The organism is Brevundimonas sp. (genome assembly GCF_046295775.1).
Taxonomy (GTDB): Bacteria; Pseudomonadota; Alphaproteobacteria; order Caulobacterales; family Caulobacteraceae; genus Brevundimonas.
The window spans coordinates 83,891-100,244 of the sequence record NZ_JBKBML010000009.1 but is presented as its reverse complement, the minus strand read 5'-3'; the positions used below and the strand labels follow the sequence as shown (position 1 = coordinate 100,244).

The window sequence follows — 16,354 nt, the reverse complement described above, 5'->3', positions numbered from 1 at the left end:
CGGCCGGTCGACGCCGGGACCGACGCCTGGACCCCTGCGTGGGCCGGGGAGCAACGGGCCCAGCGGCCCCGGTCCGGGCGCCAGCGGCCGGACGGCCGGAGCGCCTGGCGCCGGCGGCGTCGCCTCCGGCGGGTCGAGACCCGCCGCGCAGATCGCGCGGGAAGGCGAGGCGGCCCGGCGCGACTTCCACAGGGCGGCGGCCGAGAGCCCGGGCGACGACGGCGGGCGAGGCCTGCGCCGCGCCGGGCGGTCCGGAGCGCTCCAGGCCTTCTTCATCGCCAACAGCGGCCGGTCCCTGATGCCGGCGTCGGAGGCGAGCGGCGCCCTGTCGCCGCGGCTCAAGGCGGAGGACCGGTGATGCATCCCTTCTTCAGGCCCCGGCGGACGATGAGCGCCGCCCCCGAGGCGACCCCCTACCAGAAGGCCGGCCAGATGTGGGACGAGCGCCTGGGGCTGACCCTGGCCCACGCCCGCAACTGGCGGCGGATGGCGCTCGGCAATCTGGTGCTGGCCGCCTTCCTCTGCGCCGGCTGGTGGGCGCAGGCCGAGCGGGCCGAGGTCCGGGCCTTCGTGGTCGAGGTGGCCGACTGGGGTCAGACCCAGAAGATCACCGCCCTGGACGGGCGTTATGCGCCGACCGAGGCGCAGACGGCCCATGCGCTCGCCGGCTGGATTCGGGACGTCCGCTCCAAGTCCACCGACCCGGTCGTCCTGCGGCAGAACTGGCTGCGCGCCTACGACCTGCTGACGCCCCGGGCCGCCGGCTTCCTCAACAGCTGGGCCCAGGACCACGACCCCTTCGCCGACCTGGGCCGGGAGGCCGTGAGCGTCGAGGTGCTGAACGTGGTGCGGCGATCGGAGCGAAGCTTCGACCTGCAGTGGCGCGAGACCCGGTTCGTCAATGGCCAGTCGGCCGGGACCGAGCGCTGGCGGGCCCTGATCACCACCAGCGTCCGGCCGCCGAGGACCGAGGCCGAACTGTTCAGAAATCCCCTGGGGCTGAGGATCGAGGAGGTGTCATGGACGCCCGATGCAAGCTGATCGCGGCGGCGGGGGCTTTGACGCTCGCCGGATGCGCGACGACACAGGCTCCGGACGCGGAGCCGCCCGAAGAGGCGCTGTGGGCGGTGGAAGCGGTCGCGCTCGGTCCGCTCGAACCCGTCCTGGCCGCGACGGCCGCGACCGATCCGGCGACGGGGCCCGTTGCGGCGGCGACGGCGGTCGAAGACGAGCGGAGGACCCTGGCCTGGGCGCCCGGTCGCGCCCATGAGGTGCGCGCCGCGCCGCTCAGGGTGACGACCCTGACCCTGCCGCCCGGCGAAATGCTGCTGTCGAAAGCGGCGGGCGACACCGTGCGCTGGCAGATCGGCGAGGTCCTGTCCGGGGAGGGCGAGACCGCCCAGGCCCATGTGCTGGTCAAGCCGCTGGAGCGGGGGCTGCGGACCAATCTCGTCCTGGCCACCAACCGCTGGCTCTATCTGGTCGAGCTGCAGAGCGGCGGGCCGGCCGCCTCCGACGCCGTGGTGACGTGGGACCTGCCGGCCTCCACCGGGACGCCCGTCGCCGATGTCCCTGAACCTCCGGCGCCGATGCCGGACCTGGTCCCGCGCGGCCCGGTCAACGCGGCCTACCGCATCACGCCGCCGCGCCGTCCGCCGGCCTGGACGCCGACGGCGGTGTTCGACGACGGGGCGCGCACCTTCATCGTCTTTCCGCCGGATCTTGGGGTCCTGGAGACGCCGGCCCTGTTCGTCCTGGCGCCCGGCGGCGCCCGGCGGACGATCAACTACCGCCAGTCCGGGGCGATCCTGATAGCGGACCGGCTGTTCGACCGGGCCGAGCTGATCCTCGGGGGCGCGCGGCCTCAGGTCATTCGGCTCGACCGCCTGGGAACTCGGCCATGACCGGGGAGGCGCAGCGGCACGAACGCCCCAAGGCGCCGCCGACCGGGCTGGATCTGCGGGCGCCGCGCCCGCAGCCGGTGCGCCTGCGGCCCGGGGCGGTGCGCCTGGTGGTCGGCGGCGGGGCGCTGCTGGTGGCGGGCGCCCTGACCTGGGCCTTCGTGGTCCAGCCCGAGCTGCGTCAGCAGGCGCGCATGCGCGAGATCGACGCCCGGGACGCGAACGGCGCTGGAGCGGTTCGGCCCGCCGAGGCCGTGGTGGGGCAGCCGGCCACCTACGACCGGCTTCCGCCGCCGCGCATGGTCTCGCCAGGCGGTGAAGACGAGCCGCCGGCGCAGGCTGCGGTTCCCGCCGCGTCGCCTGCAGTGGAACACGACCGCCCCGATCGGCCGGCGCCGCCCTCGGGCCCCTCGACCGCCGAGCTGGCGGCGCGGGCCGGCCTTTTCTTCGCGCAGGCCGGAGCAGCGCAGGCGGAAGCGCCGGTCTCGCGGGCCGGTTCGGCCGCCGCGCCGTCCGCGACGACTTCCGCCTCGGCGACCCACAATCCGCGGCGGCTGGAGGCGCCGGTGTCACCCTATGAGCTCAAGGCCGGGACCCTGGCGCCGGCCGTGCTGCTCACGGCGGTCGACACGTCCCGGTCGGGACCGGTCGTCGCCGCCGTCACCGAGAATGTGTTCGACACGGTCACGGGGCGGCACCTTCTGCTGCCGCAGGGAACTCGGCTGATCGGCCGGAGCGAGGGGGCGAGCGCCCATGGGGACGATCGCGCCTTTCTGACCTGGGAGCGCCTGATCCTGCCCAATGGCAAGAGCCTGGTGCTGGACGGCGAGGCGGCGGTCGACGGGCAGGGGGCCACCGGCCTGCCGGGGCGCGTCGACCGGAGGCTGGGCAGCCTGGCGGTCGCGACCCTGTTCGGCGCGGCCGTCACCACCCTGGGTCAGGCGGCCCGCGACCGTCGCGGAGGCGGAGGCGGCTGGAACGACGCCGGAGACGCCGCGGCGATCCAGGGCGCCCAGGTCGGCGGCCGGCTGGTCGATCGCGAGCTCGGGGTCAGGCCGGTGATCCGGCTCGACCCGGGCGCGCCGGTGCGGGTGCTGATCACCCGTGATCTTGTCCTGGAGCCCTACGATGGCCTCTCCGCTCGATAACGGCAGCCGCTGGTCGACGCTCGCCGTCACCCTGTTCGCCCTGGGCGTCCTCGGCCTTGCGGCCGGGCAGGCGCCGGCGCTCGCCCTGATCAATGAGAGCCCGAGCCTGCCGCGCGGGCTCTATGCGCGGGCTTCCGGCGCGCCGGATTTGGGCGTGATCGTGGCTGTCGCTCCGCCCGCCGGGGCCGCCGCCTATCTCGCCGGCCTCGGCGCCGCGCCGGACGTCCTCCTGCTGAAACGCGTGCGGGCCGGGGCTGGCGACATGGTCTGCTCGGAGGGTGACTTGGTCTGGACGCCGGCGGGGGCGCTTCCCGTGAGCGAGCGGGACCGCCGGGGCGCGTCCCTGCCGCAATGGCGGGACTGCCGCGCCCTGGAAGGCGACGAAGTCTTCCTGACCGGCGACACGCCCACGAGTTTCGACAGCCGCTATTTCGGGCCGGTCAGGACGGACCGCCTTCGCGGCGTCTATCGGGAGGTAGTCTCATGGTGAGCCTGGACTGGGCCGTCGCGGCCTCTCTCGGCCTGCTGGTCGCCGCGTCGGGACAGGCGGTCGACTGGTCCCGGGCTGGCGACGATCTTTTCGGCGCGCCGACCGTCGTGGAGACGGCGGATGCGGAGCCCGTCCGCCTTGCGCCGCTGTCCCAGCCCCTCATGCGGGAGATCGAGGCCGCTGCGGCGCGGCACGGGCTGGATGAGAAGCTGCTGCACGCCCTGGTGCTGATCGAGAGCGGCTATCGACGGGACGCGGTCTCGTCCGCCGGGGCCGGGGGGCTGACCCAGCTCATGCCCGCGACCGCTGGGGAGCTCGGAATCGAGGATCGATTCGATGTCGAGCAGAACCTGGCCGGCGGCGCTGACTACCTCGCCCGACAGCTGGTGCGGTTCCAGGATCTGGAGCTGGCCCTGGCTGCCTTCAACGCGGGCCCGGCCCGCGTCGCCGCCCGCGGCCGCGTGCCGGATATCCCGGAAACGCGTCGGTATGTGCGCGCGGTCATCGACTGCTATCTGGCCCTGAGCGCGGGTCGCCGGGTGGCGAGCGCGCGGGACTGCCGGCCGCGAGGTGCGGGATGACCAGTCCTCTGACAGACGGCGCGGGGGAGACGCTGCTGACCCGCCAGGAGGCCTCGGCCCACCTGGCCTCGCTCGGCGTGCGGCTCAAGCCGGCGACCCTGGCGCGGATCTGGTCGGTGGGTTCGGGCGGTCCGCCGTGCCGCCATATCCGCTCCAAGCCCTTCTACCCGAAAACCCTCCTGACCGACTGGGCCCAGGCGCAGATCAGCGAACTCCGCACGGCGGCCCCGCCCGCCGCCCAGGCGCGCCGTCGTGTCTAGGCCCGGGGCCCGGGTCGCCCCCGCACGCCTTGCGGGGAGGGGGCGATGACGGCGGAGCCGCCGGGCGGCGCGGGCGACCGCCTGCTGCCCTGGCGCAGGGTGCAGGACATCGCCGGCATCAGCCGAAGCACGGCCTGGCGCCTGCAGCAGGCCGGGGGCTTCCCGGCGCCCGTGCCGGTGTCGCCGGGCCGGGTCGGCTGGTGGGAAAGCGAGCTGGACGCCTGGAAGCTCAGCCGCCTGAACCGCAAGCCGATGAAGGCGCCGGCCGGCCCGCGCGGTCGAAAGCCGCAATCCGCCCGGCCACCCGTCGCGGTGACGGAATCGTCGGATCGCGCCCCCCCGAAAGCGGCTGCAGTGTCAGACGCGCCTCTGCGTCAGCCTCCATCCAAGCCGGCTGGATCGGGCGGGAAAGCGTTATCGCCCCGGCCTCGACGCCCGAGGGCGCGTCCGGTTCATCCGAACCAGATCGACTTCGGTTTCTGAAGCGGCCGATGGCGGGGATCGGCCTGGCTGATCCCGGATCGTGGTCAGGCGCCGGCGGCCTGGGCGGTGAAGCGCAGCCGGGAGGGCGCGGGTCGGCCTGTCGCCGTCTGCGCGCTGGGCCGGTCGGTGTCCAGGACGCCGTTCAGCAGGCGGTCGAGCGCCGTCATCGCCCGCGTCTTCTCCGGCAGGAAGTCCGCTCGCACATAGACAAAGGTGACCGCCGCGACCCCACTTGCCTGGGTGGCGTGGCTGAGACACAGGGCGATGTCGAACGGGGCCACGCCATTCTGCGCCAGGCGGGTGGCGGTCGACCGGCGCAGGTCGTGGACCGTGATGTCCTCGACGCCGATGCCTTCGCGGATGTCGCGCATGGCCTGCGAGAGGGCGGACGGCCCGATCGGTTCGGAGGGCATCTTCGGGCTCGGAAAGAGGAAGGGACTGTCGGCCTCGCCCGGGCGCGTCGCCGGCCTCAGGGCGAGTGCTTCCTGGATCAGGCTCAGTGCGGTCCGGTTCAGAGGCACGGCGTGGGCCCGCCCGGACTTGGTCCGGGTGCCGCTCGGCAGGCGCCAGAGGGCGTTCTCGAGGTCCAGTTCGTCCAGCCGGATGCCCGCGACTTCGCCGCGGCGCTGCATGGTGAAAAGACACAGGGCGATCGCGATGCGCACCGGGCGGCCGACCTCGATGGCGCGGCCGTCGGCCTTGCGGAAAGCGTGCGGGTTCTCCAGGCAGGCCCAGAGCCTGCGCAGCTCGGTGTCGGTCAGGACCCGTTCGCGGGCCGTCTCCTCGAACGGCTTGGGGACCAGGGACACGGGATTGACGTTGAGCCGCTCCTCGAACACCGCCCACTGGAACATGGCGTGCATGAAGGATCGGACCCGATTGGCCGTGGTGCCCCGGCCCGTCCGAGTCAGACCGCGCAGCAGCGCCTTCACCACATGGCGATCGACCGCCTCCACGCGCAGGGCGCCGATTTCGGGCTGGATATAGGTCTTGAACTTGTGCCGTTCGGCCTTGAGCGTATTGGGGCGCTTGGTCTTGCGGGACGGCCGGTATTCCCCGCTCTCGCACGCTTCGAAATAGGCGACCGATAGGTCGGTTACGGTCTTCAGCGCCTCATTCTTCATGCTCAGCCTGGCCAGCTGACGCTGGGTCGCCGGATCACGGCCGGCGTCGACTTCCGTCATGAGGAGGCGAGCGGCTCGCCGGGCACCGGAGACGGTCAGGGCCTTCGGATCCCCCATGGCGTACTCGGTGGCGACGTAATGGCCCAGGCGCAGGCGAGGGTGGGTCCCGTCGGGCCGGCGGAACCGGTAGACCCAGATCTTGCTCTTGGCTGAGGCCCGCAAGCTGAGACCTGGTATCTTGTCGCAGCGAATTTCTATACGCTCGCCGGGCTCGGGTCGCAGTGATGTGACGACCCTGTCGACCAGTCGGATTTGGTCCACGTCAACCCCTCCTCAGACAGCCCTCTCCACCCGTGAATTCTGGGGCACATATGGGGCACAAATCGGCGAAATTGGCTGAAATGGCGTGAAAAGCGCTGAAACGACCAAACCGATAAGGTTCAGTAACTTAACACGAAATCGGAATGTTTTGAAGCAACATGACAAGGCCTTGGGGCCGGTTTGGGAGCAGAGGGTCGCAGGTTCGAATCCTGCCGCCCCGACCAAGATCGGCTTGTTCTGGTAAGTGTCAGACGGCCTGTAAGCCGGGTTCTGTTCCGTCCCTAAGGACGGCGACGATCATTCCTCTGGACCGGCCATTGCTGACCGGTTCTCGCGACCTACCCGGGCGTCTCGGGCGATGAGCCCTGCGAAGCGAACCTCGCGCGACGCCCCTATTCGGTCTTGCTCCAGGCGGGGCTTGCCATGCCGGCCGCGTTGCCGAGGCCGCGGTGGGCTCTTACCCCACCCTTTCACCCTTCCCCCCCGCGAACGGGAGGCGGTTTGCTTTCTGTGGCGCTATCCCTCGGGTCGCCCCGGGCGGACGTTATCCGCCGCCTTTTCACCGTGGAGCCCGGACTTTCCTCGACGAGGACAAGTCCCCGCCGCGACCGCCCGGCCGTCTGACGCGGCGACTGATGACGGCGATTGCGTCCGCGATCAAGCGCTATCGGCGGCGCGGCATGCTTCATGGCGGGCGATCAGGCGCTCGGCGGCCTCCAGATGCAGGCGCTCGACCATGCCGCCGTTCAACCGGATGGCGCCCTTGCCGGCCGCCTCGGGCGCGGCGAAGGCCGCGATGATCGCTCGGGCGCGCGCCACCTCTTCAGCCGAGGGGGCAAAGGCGGCGTTTGCAGCGTCGATTTGGGCGGGATGGATCAGGCTCTTGCCGTCGAAGCCATAGAGGCGCCCCTGCGAGCATTCGGCGTCCAGGCCCGAGGCGTCCTCCAGGCGATTGAACACGCCGTCGATGGCCAGCAGGTGGTAAGTGCGGGCTGCCGCGACGGTCGCGGCCAACCACGGCTTCAAAGGCTCGCGCCTGGCGTCGGACCCGCAGCCGAGCGCGGACGAAAGGTCGTTGACGCCCAGCATCAGCGCCTCGAGCGCCCCGCCGGATCCGGCGATGGCGTCGAGCGAGAGCAGGGCGCGCGGCGTCTCGATCATGGCCCACAGGGCGGCTGTGGGGGCCAGGACGGCGGCTTGGCGCACGGTTTCCGGGCTCTCGACCTTGGGCAGGACGATCAGGTCGGCGACCTCGCCCAGCACGGTCAGATCATCCTTGCCCCACGGGGTGTCCAGTCCATTGATCCGGACGCCGACGCGGGGTCGGAAGCCGCCGTCCAGAAGGGCGGCGCGCGCAGCCTGCCGAGCCTCGATCTTGGCCTCGGGCGCGACCGCATCCTCTAGATCCAGAACGGCGATGTCGCACCGCAGGCCGCGCGCCTTGTCGATGGCCCGGCCATTGGAGGCGGGCAGGAACAGAACGCTGCGCGCCAGGCGCTTCATGCGCCGAACACCTTGCCCATCAGCCGTTCCAGCGCCTCGGCGTCGATCGCGTCAAAGGCGGCTTTTTCGGTCGCATCGATGTCCAGAACGGCGATCAGAAGGCCCGAGCCGTCGAAGACCGGGACCACGATCTCGCTCTCAGAGCGGCTGTCGCAGGCGATATGGCCGGGAAAGGCGTGAACGTCCTCGACCACCTGTGTTTGGCTGGTGTGGGCGGCCGCGCCGCAGACGCCGCGACCGAACGGGATGCGCAGACATCCCAGCGTGCCCTGATAGGGGCCCACGACCAGTTCACCGGCGCGATCGGGATCGACCGCGTAGAAGCCGGTCCAGAAGAAGGCCGGGAAGGCGTCCGCCAGCATGGAGGCCACTGTGGCCATCCGGGCGGTCCGATTGGTTTCGCCTTCCAAAACGGCCAGGATTTCCCCTTCGACCTCGGCATAGCGTTCGGCCTTGTCGGCGGGGCGGTCGTCACGCGCGATGTAGCTCATGGTCGGTTCGCAGCTTCGATAGACGCGTCGGGCATATCGTCAGATCACTCCGCCGCCTTCGACTTGGCGGCCTTCTTGGCGGTCGGCTTCTTTGCAGCAGGCGCCTTGGCGGCGGCCTTCTTCGGCGCCGCCTTCTTGGCAGGGGCCTTTTTCTTGGGCGCTGCTCCGGCCTTCGCCGCCAGCAACGGCAGGGCCGCATCCATTGTCAGATCCTCGGGCGCCGTGCCCTTGGGCAGGGTGGCGTTGATCTTGCCGGATTTGACATAGGGACCGAAGCGGCCGGCCATGACGTGCACCGGCTCACCTGTTTCCGGGTGAGCGCCCAGATCCTTGAGCGGCGCCGCCGAGGCGCCGCGGCCGCGCGGACCCGCCGCGCGCTTCTCGGCCAGCAGGGCGACGGCGCGGTTCAGGCCGATGTCGAACACCTCGTCGATGTCCGACACATTGGCGTAGGTGCCGGCGTGCAGGATGAACGGGCCGTAGCGTCCCAGCCCGGCGGTGATCATCTTGCCGTCCTCGGGGTGAGCTCCGACCTCGCGCGGCAGGCTGAGCAGCCGCAGGGCCTTTTCAAGATCGATTGTCGCCGGCGACCAGCCCTTGGGCAGGGACGAGCGGCGCGGCTTCTCGGCCTCGGGCGGCGTGGTTTCGACATAGGGGCCGAAGCGGCCGATCTTCAGATGCACCGGCTGGCTGGTCGCCGGGTCGAGACCCAAGTCGCGGTCGCCGCCGTCGGCAGAGCCGTCTTCGGCCGAGGGCGAGGCCACCGGGCGGGTGTATTTGCAGTCTGGATAGCGCGAGCAGCCGATGAAGGCGCCGAAGCGGCTGGTCTTCAGGCTGAGGCGGCCTTCCTTGCAGGTCGGGCATTCGCGCGGGTCCGTCCCGTCGCCCTTGTCGGGGAAGATGTGCGGGCCCAGCGCATCGTTCAGATGATCCAGGATCGCTGTGGTGCGCAACTCGCCCGCGGCCTGGGTGGCCGCGTGGAAATCCGTCCAAAACTCGCGCAGCAGGACCTTCCAGTCCAGATCGCCGGCCGAAACCTCGTCCAGACGCGTCTCGAGCGCGGCGGTGAAGTCGTACTCGACCCAGCGAGCGAAGAACTGCTCCAGGAAGGCCGTGACCAGACGGCCCTTGTCCTCGGGGTAGAACCGGTTCTTGTCCATGCGGACGTATTCGCGGTCTCGCAGGGTGGTCAGGATCGAGGCGTAGGTCGACGGGCGGCCGATGCCCAGCTCTTCCAGCTTCTTGACCAGGGTGGCTTCCGAATAGCGCGGCGGCGGTTCGGTGAAGTGCTGATCCGTGCGGATCGCCTCCACCTTGGCCTTGGCGCCTTCCTTGAGCGCGGGCAGGCGGGCGTTCTCGTCGTCGTCCTCGCCCTCGGCGCCCTTTTGCTTCTCGTCGCGGCCTTCTTCGTAGACGGCGATGAAGCCGTCGAAGGCGACGACCTGGCCGGTGGCGCGCAGGCCGGTCCGACCGTCGGGCGTTTCGATGTCGACCGAGGTGCGGTCCAGTCGCGCGCTTTCCATCTGAGAGGCGACCATGCGCTTCCAGATCAGTTCGTAGAGGCGCTGCAGATCGCCATCCAGGCGCAGGGTCTCGGGTGCCCGGGTGATGTTGGTCGGGCGGATGGCCTCGTGGGCCTCCTGGGCGTTCTTGGCCTTGGTCTTGTAGTAGCGAGGCTCGGACGGGACGTAGGCTGGGCCGAAGCGGCCGCTGATGACCTCGCGGGCCTGGGCGATGCCTTCGGGCGTCACATAGACGCCGTCGGTCCGCATGTAGGTGATCAGGCCGCCGGTGTCGTCCACGCCCTCGTACAGCTTCTGGGCCGCCTGCATGGTGCGCTGGGCGGTGAAGCCCAGCTTGCGCGCGGCTTCCTGTTGAAGGGTCGAGGTCGTGAAGGGCGGGGCGGGGCTGCGCTTGACCGGCTTCTTCTCGACCGAGCGGATGGTGAAATCACCGGCGGCGATGGCCTCGCGCGCGGCCGTGGCCATGGCTTCGGAGACGATGTCCAGACGCTGGACCCGCTTGCCTTCATGCTTGACCAGTCGGGCCGTAAAGGGCGGGCTGTCGGCGGCGAGGTCGGCTTCGACGGACCAGTACTCCTGGGCCTTGAACTTCTCGATCTCCATCTCGCGATCGACGACGATGCGCAGGGCGACCGACTGGACCCGGCCAGCCGAGCGGGCGCCCGGCAGCTTGCGCCACAGGACCGGCGACAGGTTGAAGCCCACAAGATAGTCCAGCGCGCGGCGGGCCAGGTAAGCCTCGACCAGCTCCATGTCGATCTGGCGCGGATTGGCCATGGCCTCCAGCACGGCGGCCTTGGTGATGGCGTTGAAGGTGACGCGCTGAACCTCTGCGTTCTTGACCGCCTTCTTCTTGTTCAGGATCTCCAGCACGTGCCAGCTGATCGCCTCGCCCTCGCGGTCGGGGTCGGTGGCCAGGATGACGCGGTCCGAGCCCTTGGCCGCCTCTGCGATCTCGCTAAGACGCTTGGACGCCTTGGCGTCGACCTCCCAGGACATGGCGAAATCCTCGTCGGGCAGGACCGAGCCATCCTTGGACGGCAGGTCGCGGACATGGCCGTAGGAGGCCAGGACTTTAAAGTCCGAACCCAGGTATTTGTTGATGGTCTTGGCCTTGGCGGGGCTCTCGACGATGACGAGATTCATATGGTGTCGCGTTCCTGAAGAGGGCGCGGAACGTGGTTGGCCCGGAGCGTCGTGTCAATCAGGCGGGCGAAAAGGCCGCTGGGCTGCGCAATCAGGGTCTTGCGGCGCATCGTATGGTTGTGATTATCTCTGATGCACATCCATTGGACGAAACATGGCCAGTCGATCCCAGCCCGCTGAACCCTCGCTCGCTGACTCCTCGCCAGGAGGCGTCGCGTCGAGCGCCGCGATCGACGGCCTGCCGGACGACTATCCGGTGCGCGACTATGTGGGCAGCATGTCCGCCGAACTGGCCCGCATGGCGCGCTGGGATGGGGACGAGGCGCTGGCGCGCGTGCTCGAGGCGGCGGTACGCCTGGCCGAGCAGCCGGTGCCCCGGCCCGAACCCATCGCCTTGGAGCGGGCGCCCAAGACGGGACACGGCTAAGCTTAGGCAGAAGCGACCAGCCCGCCCGGCAGCAGCTCGGCACGGCCCGCCAGGCTGAGCTCCAGCAGGGCTGCGGCGGCGTCTGCCGCGCTTACGCCTGCCGCTCGCGCCAGTTCGTCGCGCGGGGTCGGCGTCGGCGACAGCAGGGCGGCGATCCGCTCGATAAGGGCGTCGTCCACGTCGCCTTCCGGGCCGACGAAGCCGTCGCCGGGCGGTTCACACAGCGTGCGAAGGGTGGACAGGGCGCGCTCGACATCCTCGACCCCTTCGCAGAGGGCCGCGCCCTGGCGGATCAGCTCATTGGGGCCGCGCGCGCGCGGATCGAGCGGTGAACCCGGCACGGCCAGAACCTCGCGTCCCTGTTCGGCGGCCAGGCGCGCGGTGATCAGGGATCCTGACCGCAATTCGGCCTCGACCACGATCACGGCGCGCGACAGGCCCGAGATGATGCGGTTGCGGCGGGGGAAGTCGCGGGCCTGGGCGCGGGCGCCGACAGGGCTTTCGGACACCAGGCAGCCGCGCTCGGCGATGCGGCGGTAAAGGTCGGCGTTGTCGGACGGATAGATGTCGTCGATCCCGCCGCCTAGGACGGCGACCGTTCCCGTCGGCAGCGAACCCTCGTGGGCGGCCGCGTCCACACCCCGCGCCAGGCCCGAGACGACGACATGGCCGGCCTCGCCCAACTGCTGCGACAGGCCGCGGGCGATGCGCTGGCCGCCGGCCGAGGCGATGCGGGCGCCGACCACGGCCACGCAGTCGCCCGACAGCAGGGCGGCGTCGCCCAGCGTCCAGATCAGCGGCGGGGGCGGATCAACGGCCGTCAGGCGCGGCGGATAGTCGGGCTCGCCCAGAACGATCAGGCGCGCGCCCAGTCTGTCGCCGGCCGCCAGCTCGGCTTCTACACGGGCGACAGGCGGCGGGGTCAGTTCGCGCCCGGCGCGGCGCGACATGTCGGGCAGGGCCTCTATCGCGCGCTCGGCCGTGCCAAACCGGCCAATCAGTTGGGAAAAGGCGACAGGGCCGACGCGGTCGGTGCGCGCCAGCCTGAGCCGGGCGAAACGCTCGGCGGCCGTCAGGCTCACGCCTTCTTCGCGCCGATGCGGGGTTCCTGCCCCTTGAGCAGCCGCCCGATGTTCTCGTGGTGGCGGATGTAGATCAGCACGGCGGTGAAGACCGCCAGCAGCAGGATCGGCGGCGCAGCGGGCAGGCCGAGCGCGGGCAGGGGGAGCAGGGCGTAAAGCGGCGTCGCCGCCGCCGCGATCAGAGCCGCCAGCGACGAGAAGCGAAGCAGAAAGGCGACCATCAGCCACGTCGCCGCCGCCAGCAGTCCCAGCGGCCAGGCGGCGGCCAGGATCAGGCCGAAGAAGGTGGCCACGCCCTTGCCGCCCTTGAAGCCCAGCCAGATTGGAAACAGATGGCCCAGGAAGGCCGCGCCGCCCGCCACGGCCCCGGCCGCTTCGGACCCCAGCAGATGGCGCGCCAGCAACAGGGCGACCGCCCCCTTGCCTGCATCCAGTATCAGGGTCGCCAGCGCCAGGTCCTTGCGGCCGGTCCTCAGCACGTTGGTCGCGCCGATATTGCCCGAGCCGATGTTGCGCACATCGCCCGTGCCGGCCGCCCGCGTCAGGATCACGCCGAACGGGATCGAGCCCAGCAGATAGCCGGCGACCGCCACCAGTCCGAAGGTTACGAGCGCGGCGCCCGCCAGATCCTGCACGTCGTCCCCCTGAATCGTTCGATGGAGCCTAGCACAGGCGTCGGCCCGGCATAGTTCAGTCGCGCATGAAGACGGCGCGCCCGCCCACAAAGGTGCGTTCGACCCGCCCTTGCAGGCGTCGGCCGTCGAACGGCGAGTTCTTGGACTTGGAGCGCAGGGCGTCGGCGTCGATCACCACCGGCGCGTTCGGATCGAAAAGCACCAGGTCGGCCGGCGCGTCGGCCTCCAGCAAGCCGGCCTCCAGCCCCAGCAGGGCCGCCGGCCCTTGGGTCAGCGGCCGCAGCACGTCCAGCAGATCCACGCCCTCCTGATGATGCAGCGTCAGGGCGGCGGGAAGCAGGGTCTCCAGCCCCACCGCGCCGGCGGCGGCATCGGCGAATGGACGGCGCTTGTCTTCGGCGGGCGCGGGCGTGTGAGCGGACGTGATCACGTCGACCAGCCCGTCGCGCAGCGCCTCGACGAGCGCGCGGCGATCGCTTTCGGCCCGCAGCGGCGGATCGAGCCGGTAGAAGGTACGATAGTCGCCGATGTCCACCTCGTTGAAGCACAGGTGGTTGATCGAGGCGGAGGCCGCGACCTCGAGACCCCGCGCGCGGGCCCGCGCCAGCACTTCCAGCGCGCCTTCGGTCGAGATCTGATCCACCAGGAAGCGCGCGCCGGTCTGTTCGACCAGGGCCAGGTCGCGCTCCAGCTGGATGCGTTCGGCGATGGCCGGCTGACCTGCCAGGCCCAGACGGCTGGCCAGTTCGCCCGAGGTGGCGACGGCGCCTTCGCTCAGCCACGGCTCGGCCGGGCGGCAGGCGATTAGGGCGTTGAAGGCGGCGGCGTAGCTCATCACGCGCATCAGTGTGCGGGTGTTGGCGATGACCCGGTCGCCGTCGGTGAAATACAGCGCCCCGACCTCGTCCATCAGGCCGATCTCGGCCATGCGCGTGCCGTCGCGGCCTTGCGTGGCGGCGCCGGCGACCCGGACATTGACCAGGTTCAGCGCCGCGCCGCGCCGCTGGATGAAGTCCACCATCGCCGGGTCGTCCACCGCCGGCTCGGCGTCCGGCTGGACGACGATGGTGGTGACGCCGCCGGCCGCGGCCGACAGGGCGGCGGACTTCAACGTCTCCTTGGGCTCGGCGCCCGGCTCGCCCGTCGTGACGCGGATGTCGATCAGGCCCGGCGCCAGGCACAAGCCTTGCGCGTCGATGATCTCGGCCTCGTCGGGCCGATGCGTGGCCTGGCCGTGGACGACCTCCACGATCCGCCCATCGGCGACCAGCACGGCGCCGGGGCCGTCGTAGTCCGAGGCCGGGTCCAGCAGGCGGGCGTTGATGATCGCCAGCGGCTTCATTGCGCGGCCTCCGTGCGCGCAGACAGCGACGCCAGCACGGCCATGCGCGCGGCGACGCCCATCTCGACCTGCTCCTGGATCAGAGAGACCGACAGATCGTCCGCCACGTCCGAATCGATTTCGACGCCCCGGTTCATCGGGCCGGGATGCATGACTTTCGCGCCCGGCGCAGCCCAGGTCAGCTTCTCGCGGTCCAGACCCCAGAAGCGGAAATACTCCCGCGTCGAGGGGATCAGCGCGCCCTCCATACGCTCCAGCTGAAGGCGCAGCATCATCACGACGTCGCAGCCGGCCAGGCCCTCGCGCATATCGTGGAAGACCTCGCAGCCCCAGCGGTCAGCGTCGCCGGGGATCAGGGTTGGCGGCCCCACCAGCCGGACCCGCGCGCCCATCATCTGCAGCAGGGCGACGTTGGAGCGGGCCACGCGGCTGTGGGCCACGTCGCCGCAGATCGCCACCGTCAGGCTGGTCACGTCGCCAAAGGCGCGGCGCAGGGTCAGCAAATCCAGAAGGGCCTGGGTCGGGTGTTCGTGACGCCCGTCGCCGGCGTTGACGACGGCGCAGCCGACCTTCTGGCTCAGCAGGGCGGCGGCGCCCGAGGCGGCATGGCGCACCACCAGCACGTCAGGGCGCATGGCGTTCAGCGTCACCGCCGTGTCGATCAGCGTCTCGCCCTTCTTCACCGAGGATGCGGCGACCGGCATGGTCACGACCTCGGCGCCCAGGCGTTTGGCCGCGATCTCGAACGAGGCCGAGGTGCGGGTCGAGTTCTCGAAGAAGAGATTGACCACCGTGCGCCCGCGCATCAGGTCCAGCGGCGCGGCGCCTGCGCGGTTCAGCGTGGCGTAGGTGTCGGCCAGATCCAGCAGCTCTGTCGCCGTCGCTGGGTTCAAGTCCGCTGCGGACAGGAAATGGGCGCGGGGAAACGGCGCAGGCCGGTTCGGATCAATCTCGGTGACGTCGGCCTGGGTCATCGAAGCGCGGCTATAGGCGACGCACGCGCCGATGGGAAGGGAAGGCGGTCTATCCGCGCAAGCGATCGAGCGCCCCTTGCAGGATCCAGGCTGCGGCGGTGCGGTCCACGACGTCGGCGCGGCGCTTGCGCGTCAGGTCCAGCTCGTCGATCAGGAAGCGCTCGACCGCGCTGGTCGATAGCCGCTCGTCCTGAAAGGCGACGGGCGTGGGGCGGATGCGGTCCAGGTTGCGCGCAAAGGCCCGGCAGGACTGGGCGCGCGGCCCTTCTGTCCCGTCCATGTTTAGCGGCAGGCCGATGACCAGAGCCGAAGCGTTTCGCCCGGCCATCAGCTTCAGCACCGCCTCGGCGTCCTGGGTGAACTTGACCTTGCGCACCAGCTGCAGCGGACTGGCGATCATGCGGCTGGCGTCGGAGGCGGCCACGCCGATGGTCTTTTCGCCCAGGTCCAGGCCCAGCCACGGGGTGTTCGGCGGGCAGGCGGCGGGCAGGTCGGCGAGGTCGAACACGGGCATGGGCTGGCGCTAGGCCCCCGAAGGCCCGGTGTCAAAGCGTTTGGGCCGCTCCGTCGCTTGTGATTTGGCCCCTGTGCGGCTAGTCCCGCGAGCTTGACCCCGTTACGTCTGGAGAGCCGCATGGCCATCGACGCCGCGACGGTGCGCAAGGTCGCGCACCTCGCCCGCATCAAGACCCCCGAGGACCGGCTGGAAACCCTGGCCGGAGAGCTGAACGGCATCCTGCAGTGGATCGAGCAGTTGGACGAGGTGGATATCGAAGGCGCGGAGCCCATGACCTCGAACGTCAGCCAGCCGCTGCGCCTGCGCGACGACGTGGTCACCGACGGCGGCAAGATCGACGCCGTCCTGTCGAACGCGCCCAAGAGCGCCGACGGCTTCTTCGTGGTTCCCAAGGTGGTCGAATAGT

General features: G+C 70.7%; 18 protein-coding genes, 1 other RNA gene and 1 pseudogene. 10 read left to right on the top strand and 10 right to left on the bottom strand.

What is annotated here, in order from left to right; translation table 11 throughout:
* From ACK4I0_RS07775 to ACK4I0_RS07740, 8 genes and pseudogenes are all read left to right on the top strand, one after another.
* Positions 1-358, top strand: a pseudogene (locus ACK4I0_RS07775) (P-type conjugative transfer protein TrbL); the annotation flags it as partial.
* 29 nt (positions 359-387) lie between these two features.
* Positions 388-1,041: a conjugal transfer protein TrbF gene (trbF, locus tag ACK4I0_RS07770; protein WP_409609639.1), complete on the top strand. Its 654-nt coding sequence runs from the start codon at positions 388-390 to the stop codon at positions 1,039-1,041.
* Positions 1,020-1,904: a TrbG/VirB9 family P-type conjugative transfer protein gene (locus ACK4I0_RS07765; protein WP_409609637.1), complete on the top strand. Its 885-nt coding sequence runs from the start codon at positions 1,020-1,022 to the stop codon at positions 1,902-1,904. The genes trbF and ACK4I0_RS07765 overlap by 22 nt, the downstream gene beginning before the upstream one ends.
* The gene (locus ACK4I0_RS07760; protein WP_409609635.1) at positions 1,901-3,049 is read left to right on the top strand and encodes a TrbI/VirB10 family protein; all 1,149 of its coding nucleotides are present in this window, start codon (positions 1,901-1,903) and stop codon (positions 3,047-3,049) included. Before ACK4I0_RS07765 ends, ACK4I0_RS07760 begins: the two co-directional genes overlap by 4 nt.
* The gene (locus ACK4I0_RS07755; RefSeq protein ID WP_409609633.1) at positions 3,030-3,539 is read left to right on the top strand and encodes a S26 family signal peptidase; all 510 of its coding nucleotides are present in this window, start codon (positions 3,030-3,032) and stop codon (positions 3,537-3,539) included. The genes ACK4I0_RS07760 and ACK4I0_RS07755 overlap by 20 nt, the downstream gene beginning before the upstream one ends.
* Entirely contained in the window at positions 3,533-4,120 is a 588-nt protein-coding gene (locus ACK4I0_RS07750) for a lytic transglycosylase domain-containing protein (RefSeq protein WP_409609631.1), read from the top strand. The genes ACK4I0_RS07755 and ACK4I0_RS07750 overlap by 7 nt, the downstream gene beginning before the upstream one ends.
* Entirely contained in the window at positions 4,117-4,380 is a 264-nt protein-coding gene (locus ACK4I0_RS07745) for a hypothetical protein (protein WP_409609629.1), read from the top strand. Before ACK4I0_RS07750 ends, ACK4I0_RS07745 begins: the two co-directional genes overlap by 4 nt.
* 45 nt (positions 4,381-4,425) lie before the next feature.
* Positions 4,426-4,863 carry a helix-turn-helix transcriptional regulator gene (locus tag ACK4I0_RS07740; protein ID WP_409609627.1) on the top strand — a complete coding sequence of 146 codons (438 nt, stop codon included), beginning with the start codon at positions 4,426-4,428 and terminating at the stop codon, positions 4,861-4,863.
* 44 nt (positions 4,864-4,907) lie between these two features.
* On the opposite strand, the gene ACK4I0_RS07735 is transcribed toward ACK4I0_RS07740, so the two are convergent.
* The 5 genes from ACK4I0_RS07735 to topA form a co-directional block, all read right to left on the bottom strand.
* Positions 4,908-6,308 (bottom strand): tyrosine-type recombinase/integrase, encoded by a 1,401-nt coding sequence (locus ACK4I0_RS07735; RefSeq protein WP_409609625.1) that lies wholly within the window; start codon positions 6,306-6,308, stop codon positions 4,908-4,910.
* A 243-nt stretch (positions 6,309-6,551) separates the two neighbouring features.
* Positions 6,552-6,932: RNase P RNA component class A (rnpB, locus tag ACK4I0_RS07730), an RNA gene on the bottom strand.
* 33 nt (positions 6,933-6,965) lie between these two features.
* Positions 6,966-7,811 (bottom strand): HpcH/HpaI aldolase/citrate lyase family protein, encoded by an 846-nt coding sequence (locus ACK4I0_RS07725; RefSeq protein ID WP_409609623.1) that lies wholly within the window; start codon positions 7,809-7,811, stop codon positions 6,966-6,968.
* A complete protein-coding gene (locus tag ACK4I0_RS07720) occupies positions 7,808-8,302 on the bottom strand; it encodes a GAF domain-containing protein (protein WP_409609621.1) in 495 nt (164 codons plus the stop codon). Before ACK4I0_RS07720 ends, ACK4I0_RS07725 begins: the two co-directional genes overlap by 4 nt.
* Before the next feature lie 44 nt (positions 8,303-8,346).
* On the bottom strand, positions 8,347-10,971 hold the full coding sequence (gene topA, locus ACK4I0_RS07715; RefSeq protein WP_409609619.1) for a type I DNA topoisomerase: 2,625 nt from the start codon (positions 10,969-10,971) through the stop codon (positions 8,347-8,349).
* Between the two features lie 154 nt (positions 10,972-11,125).
* On the opposite strand from topA, the gene ACK4I0_RS07710 reads away from it, so the two are divergent.
* Positions 11,126-11,398: a hypothetical protein gene (locus ACK4I0_RS07710; protein ID WP_409609617.1), complete on the top strand. Its 273-nt coding sequence runs from the start codon at positions 11,126-11,128 to the stop codon at positions 11,396-11,398.
* Positions 11,399-11,400: 2 nt separating this feature from the next.
* On the opposite strand, the gene dprA is transcribed toward ACK4I0_RS07710, so the two are convergent.
* From dprA to ruvX, 5 genes are read right to left on the bottom strand one after another with little or no spacing between them, the layout of a single operon-like run.
* Entirely contained in the window at positions 11,401-12,480 is a 1,080-nt protein-coding gene (gene dprA / locus ACK4I0_RS07705) for a DNA-processing protein DprA (protein WP_409609615.1), read from the bottom strand.
* The gene (gene plsY / locus ACK4I0_RS07700) at positions 12,477-13,115 is read right to left on the bottom strand and encodes a glycerol-3-phosphate 1-O-acyltransferase PlsY (RefSeq protein ID WP_409609613.1); all 639 of its coding nucleotides are present in this window, start codon (positions 13,113-13,115) and stop codon (positions 12,477-12,479) included. The genes dprA and plsY overlap by 4 nt, the downstream gene beginning before the upstream one ends.
* 55 nt (positions 13,116-13,170) lie before the next feature.
* On the bottom strand, positions 13,171-14,457 hold the full coding sequence (gene pyrC, locus ACK4I0_RS07695; RefSeq protein WP_409609611.1) for a dihydroorotase: 1,287 nt from the start codon (positions 14,455-14,457) through the stop codon (positions 13,171-13,173).
* Positions 14,454-15,431: an aspartate carbamoyltransferase catalytic subunit gene (locus ACK4I0_RS07690; RefSeq protein ID WP_409609609.1), complete on the bottom strand. Its 978-nt coding sequence runs from the start codon at positions 15,429-15,431 to the stop codon at positions 14,454-14,456. Before ACK4I0_RS07690 ends, pyrC begins: the two co-directional genes overlap by 4 nt.
* Positions 15,432-15,480: 49 nt before the next feature.
* Complete coding sequence (gene ruvX, locus ACK4I0_RS07685; protein ID WP_409609607.1) at positions 15,481-15,945, bottom strand: Holliday junction resolvase RuvX; 465 nt, start codon at positions 15,943-15,945, stop codon at positions 15,481-15,483.
* Positions 15,946-16,065: 120 nt separating this feature from the next.
* Here ruvX and gatC point away from each other — a divergent pair, with 120 nt between their 5' ends.
* A complete protein-coding gene (gene gatC / locus ACK4I0_RS07680) occupies positions 16,066-16,353 on the top strand; it encodes an Asp-tRNA(Asn)/Glu-tRNA(Gln) amidotransferase subunit GatC (RefSeq protein WP_409609605.1) in 288 nt (95 codons plus the stop codon).
* The last annotated feature ends 1 nt before the right edge of the window (position 16,354 follow it).

Coding starts and splice junctions, on each gene's coding strand:
- trbF (WP_409609639.1), top strand. CDS start 388: ATGAGCGCCGCCCCCGAGGCGACCCCCTACCAGAAGGCCGGCCAGATG.
- ACK4I0_RS07765 (WP_409609637.1), top strand. CDS start 1,020: ATGGACGCCCGATGCAAGCTGATCGCGGCGGCGGGGGCTTTGACGCTC.
- ACK4I0_RS07760 (WP_409609635.1), top strand. CDS start 1,901: ATGACCGGGGAGGCGCAGCGGCACGAACGCCCCAAGGCGCCGCCGACC.
- ACK4I0_RS07755 (WP_409609633.1), top strand. CDS start 3,030: ATGGCCTCTCCGCTCGATAACGGCAGCCGCTGGTCGACGCTCGCCGTC.
- ACK4I0_RS07750 (WP_409609631.1), top strand. CDS start 3,533: ATGGTGAGCCTGGACTGGGCCGTCGCGGCCTCTCTCGGCCTGCTGGTC.
- ACK4I0_RS07745 (WP_409609629.1), top strand. CDS start 4,117: ATGACCAGTCCTCTGACAGACGGCGCGGGGGAGACGCTGCTGACCCGC.
- ACK4I0_RS07740 (WP_409609627.1), top strand. CDS start 4,426: ATGACGGCGGAGCCGCCGGGCGGCGCGGGCGACCGCCTGCTGCCCTGG.
- ACK4I0_RS07725 (WP_409609623.1), bottom strand. CDS start 7,811: ATGAAGCGCCTGGCGCGCAGCGTTCTGTTCCTGCCCGCCTCCAATGGC.
- ACK4I0_RS07720 (WP_409609621.1), bottom strand. CDS start 8,302: ATGAGCTACATCGCGCGTGACGACCGCCCCGCCGACAAGGCCGAACGC.
- topA (WP_409609619.1), bottom strand. CDS start 10,971: ATGAATCTCGTCATCGTCGAGAGCCCCGCCAAGGCCAAGACCATCAAC.
- ACK4I0_RS07710 (WP_409609617.1), top strand. CDS start 11,126: ATGGCCAGTCGATCCCAGCCCGCTGAACCCTCGCTCGCTGACTCCTCG.
- pyrC (WP_409609611.1), bottom strand. CDS start 14,457: ATGAAGCCGCTGGCGATCATCAACGCCCGCCTGCTGGACCCGGCCTCG.
- ACK4I0_RS07690 (WP_409609609.1), bottom strand. CDS start 15,431: ATGACCCAGGCCGACGTCACCGAGATTGATCCGAACCGGCCTGCGCCG.
- ruvX (WP_409609607.1), bottom strand. CDS start 15,945: ATGCCCGTGTTCGACCTCGCCGACCTGCCCGCCGCCTGCCCGCCGAAC.
- gatC (WP_409609605.1), top strand. CDS start 16,066: ATGGCCATCGACGCCGCGACGGTGCGCAAGGTCGCGCACCTCGCCCGC.